This is a genomic window from Nostoc sp. (assembly GCF_036917465.1).
Taxonomy (GTDB): Bacteria; Cyanobacteriota; Cyanobacteriia; order Cyanobacteriales; family Nostocaceae; genus Nostoc.
Genome location: NZ_JBALDL010000087.1, coordinates 57,489 through 71,117, shown reverse-complemented (window position 1 = coordinate 71,117; position 13,629 = coordinate 57,489). Strand labels below are relative to the sequence as shown.

Genomic DNA, 13,629 nt, shown 5'->3' with positions numbered 1-13,629 from the left:
CTGTAATGGGTAATGGAGTATCAATAATTCCCAATTACCCATTACCAATTAACAAAATCCAAATATAAATGCTGGCAGTTATTTTTTTTATTAATTTTGAATTTTGAATTTTGAATTTTGAATTTTGAATTTTGAATTTTGAATTGGAGCGAAGCGACCCTCATGCTATATCTAGCCCAGGTGCGTAAAAACGATTTTTTAAACCAGCACCAGTTACGCTTATTAGCGCGTCAAGAAGCTGATAACTTGTGGGCGATAATTCCAGAAGAGGCTTTCATTCTATTAGGAAAGGGAAAAATTATTAGTGAGAACTTGCTTGTTTTAGTAGAACTTTCTCCTACTGGCGACATTGAAAGAATAGAAGACGCTACCAACTGGGTACTCCATCTAGTAGAAAACTACCTCACCATTGGCATTACCCCCGAATTTTTGCAGGACGAAGCCGAGCGAGCAGAACATTGGCGACAATCCCTGACGTTACAAAATCAAGACTTAGCGCGACGTTCTTTAGAATTGGAAGCTCGTCGTGAACAAATTCAAGCCTTAGAAGAAAGCCTCAAACGCGAGAGAAACGATTATCCCCAAGAGGAAAGTTAAAAGTACGTTTTGCTTAAGAAGTATTGCAAGCTCTTGTGTTAGGTTATTTGGCAAAAGTTAGACTACCTTTATTTTTGGCAAAGGTATTGAAATAGGACTTACCCATTGACAGAAAATACCAAATATGGATGATAGAAAAAACCACATTTATCGTAGGGGTTTAGCATTGCTAAACCCCTACAGTGCGGGTATCAAAGAACGATTAATCAAAGTCTGAAACGACCTATTTTGGTAAATTCATCCGATGATTAATTTGTACAGTGCGTAAGTCCTATAGAATTACTACTTTATCTAAAATTATCTCAAAAAAGCTTTTTTGCGGTGTGCGATTTGAAGTGTACTACGGAGGTAGCATGAGACAACAACAGCGTGGTGTGACAGTGTGGTTCACCGGTCTAAGTGGTGCAGGGAAAACTACTATCTGTCAATTCGTGGAAAAGGAACTACGGAAACAGGGATACAAAGTTGAAGTTCTGGATGGTGATGCGGTACGTCAGAATCTATGCAAAGGGTTGGGTTTCAGTAAAGAAGATCGAGAAGAAAATATTCGCCGCATTGGATTTGTCGCTCATCTTCTTGCCAGAAATAATGTCATTGTATTGGTTTCGGTCATTTCACCTTACCGCGAAATTCGGCAAGAATTGCGCCAAAATATTCCATGTTTTATTGAAGTTTATGTCAATGCATCATTAGAAGTTTGTGAACAGCGAGACGTTAAAGGGTTATATAAAAAAGCCAGAGCGGGGGAGATTAAGCACTTCACTGGTATTGACGCACCTTATGAAATACCACTCCGTCCTGAAGTCGAATGTAAGACTAACCAAGAAAGCGTTGTCCAAAGTGCAACTAAGGTTTTAGAAAAGCTGGAAGAGTTGGGTTACATAGTTTCTAATGTTAATGAGTTATGAGTTAAAGAAAGTTTTTAACTCATAACTCTTACTAAGATGCCAATAATTGCCGAATTAACCTAGCTACAGCTTTTTGCGTGAAGCGGCTGGCAATTTGTTGACCTAAGCGTTGTACATCTGAATTGACCAATAATTGGGCAACTCGGGGCGCAAATTGTATTGGATCAAAGCCTTGTGTTTCTTGTAGAATACCTAAGATATGTTTGATATGCTCTAAAGTTTGTTGTTGCTCAACTGTCGCTGCTGGAGTTTCATTAACTGCTGTCAATCCAACACGTTCGCGTAACAACGAGGTGAAGTTATGCAAAACATTTTTACTTAAAGCATCAATTCCATTAACAGATTCATCTACTAGCTTGTCACGAATAAAAGCACCGCGTTCAGATGACAGAAATTCTATCCCCTGATTTAGCACTAAATTGAAATCGTAGTCTTGACTATTACGCGCATTACGTAACAAATTCTCTAAGCGATTCCAGCGAAATCTTCCATCTTTAAATAGCAAATCTTGCAATGATGCTCTTAATTGCGGTGCTGGGTCTGTTAACAGGCGTTTGGAAACGTAAGGATAAGCTTCGTTGAGGACTTTAAAGTTGGGATCTATAAATATTGCAATCCCTTCGAGGGTAACGAGAGAACGAATAATTAAGGCGTAGTAAGGCGGTACGCGGAAAGGATACTCATACATCAAAGCCGATAGTTCATCGGTGATGCTTTTAATGTTAAGGTCGGCAACGCTGGCTCCTTGGGCATCAGCAAAGACTCTGGCAAAAGCTGGGATAATCGGTGTTAAATCGGTTTCTGGTGATAAAAAGTCTAATTTAACGTAGTCTTTTGCTAACCCTTCAAAGTCGCGGTTGACGACATGGACGATCGCTTCAATTAAACCATAACGCTGTAGTGGCTTAATCTCGCTCATCATTCCGAAGTCAAGATAAGCTAATTTGCCATCTGGTGTTGCTAATAGATTACCAGGGTGGGGATCGGCGTGGAAAAATCCATGTTCTAGCAACTGGCGCAAAGAACATTGGACACCCACTTCAATTAGATAACGAGCATCTATGCCTTGGGCGCTAATTTCTGCTGTCTGGGTTAATTTAATACCATCAATCCATTCCATCGTCAACACGCGACGATTGGTATATTCCCAATAAATTTTCGGTACGTAAATGTCTTTTATGTGACCGTATAATTCAAAAAATCTTTCGGCGTTTTCCCCCTCATGAATATAGTCCATCTCTTCAAAGATGCGATCGCCTAATTCATCGAGAATCCCAACTAAGTCACTTCTTACCCGTTTGACTTTTTTCTGTACCCAAGCGGCGATGTTACGCAATATATACAAATCAATAGCGATCCGCTCTCTTAAGTCAGGGCGTTGAACTTTTACTGCGACTTCTTCACCTGTTTTTAGCTTACCTTTATATACTTGTCCCAAGGAAGCCGCAGCAATTGGCTGGGCGGAGAGTTCGGCGTAAACCTCTTCTGGAGGTGCGCCTAGTTCTTCCTGGATAAACTGGTAAGCAAGTTCGTTGGGAAAAGGTGGTAATTGGTCTTGTAGCTTAGTTAATTCTTCTAAGAATACGGTAGGAACTAAATCTGGTCTGGTGGACAAAGCTTGGCCAATTTTGATGTAAGCAGGCCCCAGTTTGGTCAGCAATTCTCGTAGTTGAGTGGCTCTGCGGCGATCATTTTTGACGACAATTCCCCGTTTATTATCCGACCACAACCCAAAAACAAAGGAGAAAGTCGGCCCCAACACGGCGAAAATCCGTCCTAAAACTTGCAGGGGTCTATTTTGGTAGTGCGCCGCTATGCTCACAGGATCGTAAAGCGTCTCAGGTTGAGCATCTGTCCTCACCTTTTGGGCAGCTAAGAGTCTTGGCGAACGTACAACTAAGCTTGATGTACCATTTTCTTCTGGCACTATATCTATAACGTCCAGTTCGCCTCGGCTATTAGTGCCGTTGCGACTGTCCTCCTGAATCGGTCGGGAACTAGGGGGAAGTGTCTTAACAATCATGAAGAAGGCCACCAGTCAGAACGATCACATTAAGTATTGTAACAATATCTTTACGAATTGGGAATTGGGAATTGGGAATTGGGAATTGGGAATTGGGCATTGGGCATTGGGCATTGGGCATTGGGAATTGGGAATTGGGCATTGGGCATTGAGCGATAATCAATAGAACTCTTACCCATGTTCCTCATTCTTCAGTCCCCAGTCCCCAGTCCCCAGTCCCCAGTCCCCATTCCCCATTCCCCATTCCCCATTCGCCAAAGGTTTGCTACACTTAAACGGGCATACTAGTTCAATAGTATTAGGTATTGCTAGTTGCTGAAAAATTATACTTATTGTCCTGTAAATTAGAAGTATTCGGCATCTGCCCTTATGGAGAATTTGGCTTGATGTTGCTTTGCCTGCGAATTGAAAACTTTGCCTTAATTGACCAACTGGAATTGGAATTTGGCGCGGGATTAAATGTGCTCACAGGTGAAACCGGCGCTGGAAAATCGATTATTTTGGATGCTATTGATGCCGCTTTGGGCGGTAAAGTCTCTAGTCGAGTCATTCGCACGGGGACAAGTCGGGCGATGGTAGAAGCTACTTTCACCTCAAATGCTCCCCTAGCTGCTTGGTTGACCGAACAAGAAATAGATTTGCTTGATGAACATTCCGTAGTCATTAGCCGAGAAATCACAGCCAGTACTAGTAATATCCGCAGTCGATCGCGGGTAAATGGTGTGTTGGTAAATCGGCAGATTATGGGAGGAATGCGCGATCGCTTGGTGGAAATTACAGCCCAAGGTCAAACTGTACAAGTAGGACAATCTGCCCAAGTCCGCGACTGGCTGGATTTATATGGTGGCGACTCTCTAATGCAGCAGCGCCATAAAGTCGCCACGAATTTCACTACTTACCAACAGGCGCATTTAGCGCTAGAAAAACGCCGGACATCGGAACGTGAACGGTTGCAACAACTCGACTTGCTCACTTATCAAGTCCAGGAATTGGGAGCAGCCAATCTGTGCGAAGTTAATGAATTGGAACAGTTGGGACAAGAACGGGAACGCTTGAATCATGTCGTTGATTTGCAACAAATGAGTTACAAGGTTTATCAGGCTTTGTATCAAAACGATCGTGAAACGCCAGCCGCCACAGATTTACTGGGAGACAGTGAAGCGACATTAAATGACATGGTGGAGTATGATACCCAACTACAACACCTGTTGGAGTTGGTTAGGGACGCGCAAGCTGCGGTAATGGAAGTGGGAAGACAAATTAATGCTTATGGGGATGCTTTGGAAGCCGATCCACAGCGATTGGAAGAGGTGGAAGAACGGGTTCAGGAATTAAAGCAAATTTGCCGTAAGTATGGGCCGACACTTACCGAAGCGATCGCTTATTACCAACGCATCCTAGGGGAATTAGCCGAACTTAACGATAGCGAACAATCGATTGAAAAGCTAGAACAGCAAGAAAAGGCGTGTTTTGAAAAACTCACCCAAGCAACTAATCAGTTAACTCAACTGCGGAGTAAGGCGGCTGCTAATTTAGAATCTCGTTTGATAGCTGAACTCAAGCCCCTAGCGATGGAAAAGGTGAAGTTTCTGGTTGAGATAGTACCTGCTTTCCCCACTGCTATGGGAGCAGATAAAATTACCTTTACATTTAGTTCCAACCCTGGAGAACCACTGCAACCTTTAACGGAAGTTGCTTCTGGTGGGGAAATGAGCCGCTTTTTACTGGCGCTGAAAGCTTGTTTTTCTCAGGTTGATGTGGCTGGGACGATGGTATTTGATGAAATTGATGTCGGGGTTTCGGGAAGAGTCGCCCAAGCGATCGCGGAAAAATTACACCAGCTAAGTCAACGCAACCAAGTATTGTGTGTTACCCACCAGCCTTTAGTTGCAGCAATGGCCGATCGCCATTTCCGCGTGGATAAGCAGACTATTAATCAAGGTAAAGGTAAAAAAGCTAACAATGAAAATGCTGAACAGCGTACCGTTGTGAGAGTTACTACCTTGGATAATTTAACCACACGCCGGGAAGAATTAGCGCAGTTAGCTGGTGGTAAATCTGCAAGTGATGCGATCGCTTTTGCCGAATCTCTGTTATTGCAAGCTGCTAACCACCGTCAAAAAATTAAAAATTAAGCTTCTAGTAATGACTGACCGAGATAACCTCTTTCAGCTTTGACACCAGGTAAAGCGAAGAAATATCCACCACCAATAGGGCGAATATACTCCTCCAAAGGTTCCCCACTTAAGCGATTTTGCACCGTCACAAAGCCCTTTTCTAAATCAGCCTGAAAACAGACAAACAACAAACCCATATCTAAATGTCCAGATTTGTCAAACCCGCGTGAATAGTTGAAACCACGCCGCAGAATCAAACCCAATTCTGATTTTCGGGGATTAGCAAGGCGGATATGGGCATCTAAAGGAATTTGTTTACCTTTGGGATCTTGAGCATAATCGGGAATATCTTTCTCGTGATTCATCCCCAAGGGTGCGCCAGAATCCTTGCTGCGTCCAATAATCGTCTGTTGCTCCTGTAGTGGTGTCCGATCCCAGCGTTCGACTAAGTTACGAATTACCCGCACCACTTGATAGCTTCCCCCTGCTGTCCAAGCTGGTTCGCCGTTGTTTGGCTTTACCCAAACAATCCGGTTCATCAATTTATCATCGCTAGCATCTAAATTTGCTGTGCCATCTTTAAAACCAAGTAGATTTCGCACTGTGGTTTTGCCAAGCTTTTTATGAGTATTGGGTGGTAGAAAACCCTCTATTTGCCAACGCAGAGTTAGCAAGTCAGGCAAATTCTTGATAATATCCCGCAAAGCATGGATGTTCGCTTCTTCTGTGTTGGCACAAAATTGTAGCAGCATATCCCCATGACACAAATCCGGGTCGAGTTGGTCATTGGGAAAACCTGGCATGGTGTTTAACCGTTTGGGTTTCAAGTTGCCAAGTCCAAAACGGTTATCGAAAAGCGACTCACCCACTGCTAGGGTGATGGTGAGATTATCGGGAACCACTACAGACCCAAGAATTCCCGAATCATTGGGTGGAAATTTGGGGTCGCGGAGCTTGGGTGTTCCCCCTGCCATGAGAAACTGAATGCGATCGCTCAAGGTTTGAAACAACCGCACCAAATCCGCTTTGGTTTTAGCTGTTGTGTCAAATGCAACCATCAGGGCAGAAGCCGGCACAGGGGTAATAATACCTGCTTGGTGAATACCAAAAAATGGCACAGTCTCTTCCGATGAGTCTTCAGCACTTTCCGAAAGAGTGCGATAACCCAAACTGGTCAATGCTGCTATTCCACCGGCTGCTGCCATGCCAATGAGCAAGTCACGACGGCTGATTCGGGGAGTAATCCGTAAACTTGGTGGTTCCGAACTAGACATAATTTACTTTTCTGGGAATTATGCAAAAATTTAATTAACGCCCAAAGTGCCGCGCAGTTGAGACAAATCTTCAGAAAGAGCAGCGATCGCTGTTTTCATGTCTTTTTTGTCTGCGTCACTCACTTTGTCGTAGGTAGCAAAACCACCATCAGGGGTTTTATATTTAGCAAGTCCTTGATTAACTTTGGTAAAGTTAGCATCCACCCGCGCTAGTAAATCTGGGTTAGCTTTTTGGATGACGGGACGCAATAACTCCACAATCTTTTGAGAACCCTCGACGTTAGCGCTGAAGTCCCATAGGTCAGTATGGCTGTAACGGTCTTCTTCCCCAGAAATTTTGGTAGCAGCCACTTCTTCAATCAAGCCAGCAGCACCGCCAACCATATTTTTCGGTTCAATGGTCAAGGTAGCAATACGCTTTTGTAGTTCCAGTCCATCTTTCTGTAGTTTTTCGGCAAAAGGTTTCATCCCTTTTGTAGTTTTGTCCTGGAATAAAGCTTTCTCTAGGCGATGGTATCCAGTGAATGCTGGATCGGCCTCTTTTTTTGCAAAGTCATCAGCACGGGAATCCATCGTTTTATCGAGGTCGGAGAACAATTCAGCTATTGGTTCTGCACGTTCCCAGTGAACATGGGTAGAGGCATAAAGTTTCTGAGCTTTAGCAAGGTTGCCAGCAATCACGGCATCTGTGAAAGTCTTGTTATCTGCCACAAGATGGTCAGTTTCTTTAGTGACGTAGACTTTGTATTCTGCGATCGCACCGACTAATTTACTTTGATCTACAGTTCCTTTGGCTTGAGAATCTCCAACTCCTGCTTTCACTGTAAGTTTTCCTTTGGGATTGCTGCGTAAACCGCAAGCCATGTCATACTCACCTGCTTCTAGATTAGTCTTGAGTCTTTGAACGAAACCAGGAGCAATATTTTCCCGTTCCTCAATGACTTTTACCCCAGACAAAATTTCCCACTCCAAAGGTTGACTGCTTTTGTTCGTAATTACAAAGCTGTTTTGTCCAGATGTCAGTGTCAGCTGATTAGGTTCGCAACCTTTATCTGTTACAGTCAAAGCAGTTTCGGCAGAATTGCTAGTAGAAGTATCACTAGCTACTTTCGCTTCTGGAGAATTACTTCCCAAAGGATCATTTGATTTATTCGATTCACACGCAGCTACTGTCAAGGCAATCAAACAGATAATTGTTGAGCGCTTTAAAAATTTTTTCATTGTTATATCTTCCTAAAAATTATTGAACTAGCTACTACAGCAAGGCCAAAATAAGCCACTAGTTGAAATATCTAAAACCGTTACGAATTACGAATGCCTTGCTCTAGGCTTCTGTCCAGCGTTATCCCCCAAGAAGAACAGCAACATGGTAGGAATTAGATAGCCACAATAGGCGATCGCCTCGCTCACAGTCGGGGCATCGTTATATCCAAAAAATCCCGCCAAAAGTGAACCTATAAATCCATTATTGGGAATTACCCCACTAGCATCGAATACCACTGTTTGCAGTAAATTCCACACTCCAGCTTCATGGAAAGCTCTCACCCCACTTGCTAAAAGTCCAGCAGCAACTAGGATAATAAAGGCTCCTGTCCATTTAAAAAATCGCTTCAGATTGATGCGAATACCACCTTGATAAATGCCTACACCGACGGCGACTGCGGCTGCATATCCAAATAATGCTCCCATTGGGGCTTGAAGTCCTAAATTTTGCTGGAATGTTGCCAGCAGAAACACTACTGTTTCCAAACCTTCTCGCAGCACAGCAAAAAATGCCATCCCCACCAGTGCTGTACCCCATTTATCCCCTGACTGAATGGCTGTTTCAATTTGAGACTGCAACTCGCCTTTCATAGAACGAGCAGCACGACGCATCCAAAAAACCATCCAGGTGAGAACCACAACTGCGACGATGGAAATTACTGCTGCAAATAATTCTTGTTCTTGTTGGGGAAAATCTTGGCTAGTTATTTGCAAGATAATTGCAGTAACTAGACAAACAAAAGTCGCTAGTGCGATGCCAACCCACACTGACTTCATCAAATGGGTACGCCCAGTTTGCTTGAGGTAACTGGCAATGATGCCCACGACAAGTGCAGCTTCAACGCCCTCTCTGAACATGATCAAGAAGGGAAAAAGCATGGATAACCTTATTAGTTATAATTACTATCAAATCATCAGAAGAATAATAACTTACTTGAGAAGATTTGTATATAACTGGGTTTTAAAAAATCTCTAAAATTCTGGAAGCATAAAATTCTCGTTTAAATGACAGCCGTGAACAATCAGATCCCCGACTTCTCTAAGAAGTCGGGGATCTGATTCTTGGAATTTTCAGAAATCAAATAAAATTACTATATATCCCAATCGGCAGTCTAATATGTGTGCGATCGCCTGGATGAATAGCAGATAACACAATAACCTACAAAATTAGGGGTTTTAAATCTAAATTAATTATTCTTGTAAAACGGTCTTTGATACAATCCTAGTTTTCTTGAGGTCTGCTTCGGAAAGTTCTTCGCCAGCTTGCAAGCGGGTGGCGGAAGTTTGCAACACTGTCGCTGCACCTTGATCTCCGATTTGTAAAGCAGTTTTGGCGGCTGTTTGCAGCATCGTGGCTGCACCAGTGCGATCGCCTTGTTGCAATTTTGCCTCGGCTAACTGGGTTTGGCGATACTTTGCTAATGCTAAAATAGACTGTTGCACCTGGGAATTAGACGCTGGTTGATATGCCCGCACCACATCTGCATACACTGGAACCAAAGGCGAAAGTAAGCCTTCTTCGTTAACCAACGGGTCATCATAACGAATTTGCAAATGCCCGATCGCTTGTTTCCCCTCTGGCAATTGTCCCAGATAAATGTTCGCCAAAGCTACCCGTTCTACGTCCTGCATCAAATCTCCCAAACGCACAGCAAAGCTACCATCAGCTTCCGATTCCACTGGTAACTCGATTGTATCTGGGGCAACTTGGGCAATGGGTTTCAATTCTGCTAATCGGACATTAGGCACTAGAGATAACAGCAAGTAGGCATTAGTTAGCCCAATAGACTGAATCCGTCCAAAGAGTCGGCTAAACTGCTCTAAAGCTTGTTCGGGATGTTCAATATGAGCTAAAGTACCACCACCGACATCAGCAATTTTTTCCAGCAAATCCTGATTCCAGCTATTGCCAAATCCGAAAGTGTTGATAGTTAGGTTCAGCTTGGCAGCTTTTTGCGCCAGTTTGAGACAGCGCTTATTATCATCTCGCCCAATATCCCACTTCCAAATCCGCAAACCGTTTTCACCATGCCCATCTGTCAGCAAAAACGCCTGGGAAACAGCGCCTCTTGTCCCCTTCATCAGTTCTGTAATTCCCAGTTCCAAACCCTCAGCGATCGCTGTACCGCCGCTAGCACTGAGTTTGCTTTTTATTTGAGATTTGATGCTTTCAGGGTCTTCGATGACTTGGTTGGGGATAATGACTTCCGCAGAACCGGAAAAAGCCACAACTGAGATGCGATCGCCAACTTTTAACCGGTCTATTAATCCTTCCACTGCCTGAATCACCGTTTTAATCGGTTGTCCATGCATAGAACCGCTTCTATCTAGAATCAGGCAGAGGTTAAGGGGTAGATTTTGGTCAAACTCACCAGCGATAGCAAAAATCGTTATTGCTAGTTGACGTTGGCTACTTGTTTGAGCCACATCAACATTATTGTCATTTAACGCCGAGAGCAATTTAACTTTCATCTAAACGTAAGTTTACTGAGGAGGGGTATCTTGCAAAACTGTTTTGGAGACCATTCTAGTTTTCTTGCGATCGCTTTCCGATAAATCTCCACCAGATTGTAGCTGGGTGGCAGAAGTTTGCAACACCGTCGCCGCCCCCGTATCTCCCATTTGCAGCGCAGTTTTAGCAGCCGTTTGTAACATTGTCGCAGCACCAGAGCGATCGCCCTGTTGCAATTTCGTTTCGGCTAGCTGGGTTTGGCGATACTTAGCTAATGCCAAAATAGACTGCTGCACCTGGGGATTTGGATCTGCTTGGTAGTTTCTCACCACATGGGCATAAACGGGGATATTTGGTGTAACTAAACCTACCTTATTGGCGGCTGGATCGTCGTAGCGGACTTGCACATTAGCGATCGCTTGTTCACCTGCTGGCAATTGTCCCAAATAAATATTAGCTAAAATAACTCGTTCCGCATCTTTCATTAAATCTCCCAACCGCACAGCGAAGCGTCCATCAGCTTCTTGTTGCAGGGGTAATTCAATTGTGTCTGGGGAAACTTGGGCAACGGGTTTAAGTTCTGCTAATCTGACATTCGGCATTAGGGAGAATAACAGATAAGCATTAGTTAATCCCACTGTTTGAATGCGGCTGAACAGGCGATTAAACTCATCCACAGCCTCTTCCGGTTTTTGAATGTAAGATAAAGTACCCAAACCAGCATCAGCAATTTTTTCTAAAACATCTTGGTTCCAGTTGTCACCAAATCCCAGAGTGTTCAAAGTCAAGTTATAGCTAGCAGCTAATTGGGCGAATTTTAAACAGCGATTGTTATCACCATGTTCATTTTCCCCATCGGTTAATAAGAAGGCTTGAGAAACAGTATCTTTTTTTCCCTTCGCCAACTCCTCAATCCCCAAGCGCAATCCTTCATCAATGGCAGTTCCACCATCGGCTGCTAGGCGGTTAATTTGATTCTTGATTTTTTCTGGATCTTCGACACTTTGACTAGGTACTAAGACTTTGGCGCGGTGATCGAAAACTACAACACTGAGGCGATCGCTAGGATTGAGTCTATCTACTAGACGATTCGCTGCTTTTTTCACCGTTTCTAGCGATCGCCCATTCATGGAACCACTATGATCCAGAATCAAGCATAGATTAAGTGGCACATTGCGGTCTTGAGTCTCTGCGATCGCCGAAATCGAAATTCCCAACTGACGTTGACTATTCAGTTGATTCGCGTCCAAATTACCATCATTCAAGGCAGGCTGCAAACTAACCTTCATAACTCAAAGTCCCTATTCAGGATATACATATTATTAAATAACTTCAAAACACTACTTTAGCTCTACGGAAAACTTATCCAATATAATAATCAGAATATCTTACAAGCCAAGCATTGGCAGATGCGAAGCTACCTGAAGCATTAGGGAGAAATCCGCACCTTGAGGATGGCAAGCATCGCGCTAGGATGTATTACAGTTAACGGCATAGTTTCAGGCGATCAGTTGCTATGGACATTTCCCCAATCAAAGCTGTTCAAGCCCCATATTACGGCGATAGCTCTTACCGGACACCACCGCCAGATTTACCTTCCCTCTTATTGAAGGAGCGAATAGTTTATATTGGGATGCCACTGGTGCCTGCTGTCACGGAACTAATCGTGGCTGAGTTGCTGTTTTTGCAGTCCGATGACCCAGAAAAGCCCATTAAAATCTATATCAACTCCACCGGCACATCTGGTTACAGTGGCGAACCCATTGGCTTTGAAACCGAAGCCTTCGCCATCTTTGACACCATGAAATATATCAAGCCTCCTATCCACACCATCTGCGTCGGTTCTGCGATGGGTATGGCAGCCATGCTTCTCAGTGCTGGTACAAAAGGTTGCCGCGCTAGTTTGCCTCACTCTTCGATTATCCTGCATCAGCCCAAGAGCTACGCCCAAGGTCAAGCAACGGATATTCAAATTCGGGCAAGGGAAGTTTTGGTAAATAAAGGGGCATTAGTTGATATCTTACACCGCACCACAGGACAGCCCCCAGAAAAGATTATTAAAGATATGGATCGGCTGTTATATCTAACACCCTACGAAGCGAAGGAATACGGGCTAATTGACCGAGTTTTTGAGAAAGAAGAACTCGCAAATCCCCCACTCCCAGCCAGTGTCCTTTAGTGAGTGCTGAGAGACGCGAAAAATCTTTGTCTGTACATGAGTTATGAGTTATTTCTAACTCTCCTACCGCGCCCAAATTATTAAAAACGGAGTAAATTATGCCTATAGGCGTTCCTAAAGTTCCTTACCGGATGCCCGGAGGACAATATACAGATTGGATTAGCATCTACGATCGCCTTTACCGGGAACGGATTATTTTCTTGGGGCGAGATATTGATGATGAAATTGCCAATCAAATTATCGCTGTAATGCTGTATCTGGACTCAGATGATCCAGGTAAAGATATTTATATATACATCAATTCCCCTGGTGGGATGGTCACCTCTGGCATGGCTATTTTTGACACCATGCAACATATCAAATCAGATGTAGTGACTATTTGCGTCGGTTTAGCGGCTTCAATGGGGTCTTTCCTATTGGCAGCTGGCACCAAAGGCAAACGGCTAGCATTGCCTCATTCCCGGATTATGATTCACCAGCCTTCAGGTGGCACCCGTGGACAAGCAAGCGATATCGAAATTGAAGCTAGAGAGATTCTGCGGATTCGTCACCAGCTTAATGGCATTTATGCCGATAAAACAGGTCAGACCATAGCAAAAATTGAAAAAGATATGGATCGTGACTTTTTCATGTCTGCTGAAGAGGCGAAAGAATACGGTTTAATTGACCGTGTAATTGAAGAAAGAACCTCTATAGTAGCAGAGTAGAAGAAGCAGGGGGCAGAGGAGCAGGGGGCAGGGGAAGAATAATTAATTGCCCAATGCCCAATGCCCAATGCTCTTTTATAAAAAAATTGTCAACATTGAACTTTAAAAT

The 13,629-nt window shown here is 43.6% G+C and carries 12 protein-coding genes; 6 read left to right on the top strand and 6 right to left on the bottom strand.

Translation table 11 applies throughout. The features are described 5' to 3' along the window. The first annotated feature begins 162 nt into the window (after positions 1-162). Both V7K38_RS22500 and cysC read left to right on the top strand, forming a co-directional pair. Positions 163-597: a hypothetical protein gene (locus V7K38_RS22500; RefSeq protein WP_334861043.1), complete on the top strand. Its 435-nt coding sequence runs from the start codon at positions 163-165 to the stop codon at positions 595-597. A gap of 353 nt (positions 598-950) precedes the next feature. Continuing rightward, on the top strand, positions 951-1,505 hold the full coding sequence (gene cysC, locus V7K38_RS22495; protein ID WP_334860804.1) for an adenylyl-sulfate kinase: 555 nt from the start codon (positions 951-953) through the stop codon (positions 1,503-1,505). 31 nt (positions 1,506-1,536) lie between these two features. Here the strand turns inward: cysC and V7K38_RS22490 are convergent, their stop codons facing one another. Beyond that, the gene (locus V7K38_RS22490; protein WP_334860802.1) at positions 1,537-3,528 is read right to left on the bottom strand and encodes an ABC1 kinase family protein; all 1,992 of its coding nucleotides are present in this window, start codon (positions 3,526-3,528) and stop codon (positions 1,537-1,539) included. On the opposite strand from V7K38_RS22490, the gene V7K38_RS22485 reads away from it, so the two are divergent. Next, positions 3,527-3,694, top strand: a complete 168-nt coding sequence (locus V7K38_RS22485) for a hypothetical protein (protein ID WP_334860800.1) — start codon at positions 3,527-3,529, stop codon at positions 3,692-3,694. The genes V7K38_RS22490 and V7K38_RS22485 overlap by 2 nt on opposite strands. A gap of 220 nt (positions 3,695-3,914) precedes the next feature. After that, positions 3,915-5,663 (top strand): DNA repair protein RecN, encoded by a 1,749-nt coding sequence (recN, locus tag V7K38_RS22480; RefSeq protein ID WP_334861041.1) that lies wholly within the window; start codon positions 3,915-3,917, stop codon positions 5,661-5,663. On the opposite strand, the gene efeB is transcribed toward recN, so the two are convergent. The 5 genes from efeB to V7K38_RS22455 all read right to left on the bottom strand — a co-directional run bounded on the left by efeB (position 5,660) and on the right by V7K38_RS22455 (position 11,923). Continuing rightward, entirely contained in the window at positions 5,660-6,919 is a 1,260-nt protein-coding gene (efeB, locus tag V7K38_RS22475; protein ID WP_334860798.1) for an iron uptake transporter deferrochelatase/peroxidase subunit, read from the bottom strand. The genes recN and efeB overlap by 4 nt on opposite strands. A gap of 30 nt (positions 6,920-6,949) precedes the next feature. Beyond that, positions 6,950-8,140 carry an iron uptake system protein EfeO gene (gene efeO, locus V7K38_RS22470; protein WP_334860796.1) on the bottom strand — a complete coding sequence of 397 codons (1,191 nt, stop codon included), beginning with the start codon at positions 8,138-8,140 and terminating at the stop codon, positions 6,950-6,952. Between the two features lie 87 nt (positions 8,141-8,227). After that, complete coding sequence (gene efeU, locus V7K38_RS22465; protein ID WP_334860794.1) at positions 8,228-9,061, bottom strand: iron uptake transporter permease EfeU; 834 nt, start codon at positions 9,059-9,061, stop codon at positions 8,228-8,230. Between the two features lie 312 nt (positions 9,062-9,373). After that, positions 9,374-10,654, bottom strand: a complete 1,281-nt coding sequence (locus V7K38_RS22460) for a vWA domain-containing protein (RefSeq protein ID WP_334860792.1) — start codon at positions 10,652-10,654, stop codon at positions 9,374-9,376. 12 nt (positions 10,655-10,666) lie between these two features. After that, positions 10,667-11,923 (bottom strand): vWA domain-containing protein, encoded by a 1,257-nt coding sequence (locus V7K38_RS22455; RefSeq protein WP_334860790.1) that lies wholly within the window; start codon positions 11,921-11,923, stop codon positions 10,667-10,669. 227 nt (positions 11,924-12,150) lie between these two features. On the opposite strand from V7K38_RS22455, the gene V7K38_RS22450 reads away from it, so the two are divergent. Together V7K38_RS22450 and V7K38_RS22445 are read left to right on the top strand one after the other, a co-directional pair. Further along, on the top strand, positions 12,151-12,813 hold the full coding sequence (locus tag V7K38_RS22450) for an ATP-dependent Clp protease proteolytic subunit (protein ID WP_334833042.1): 663 nt from the start codon (positions 12,151-12,153) through the stop codon (positions 12,811-12,813). Positions 12,814-12,911: 98 nt separating this feature from the next. Next, positions 12,912-13,520, top strand: coding sequence for an ATP-dependent Clp protease proteolytic subunit (locus V7K38_RS22445; RefSeq protein ID WP_334860788.1), 609 nt, complete (start codon positions 12,912-12,914; stop codon positions 13,518-13,520). The last annotated feature ends 109 nt before the right edge of the window (positions 13,521-13,629 follow it).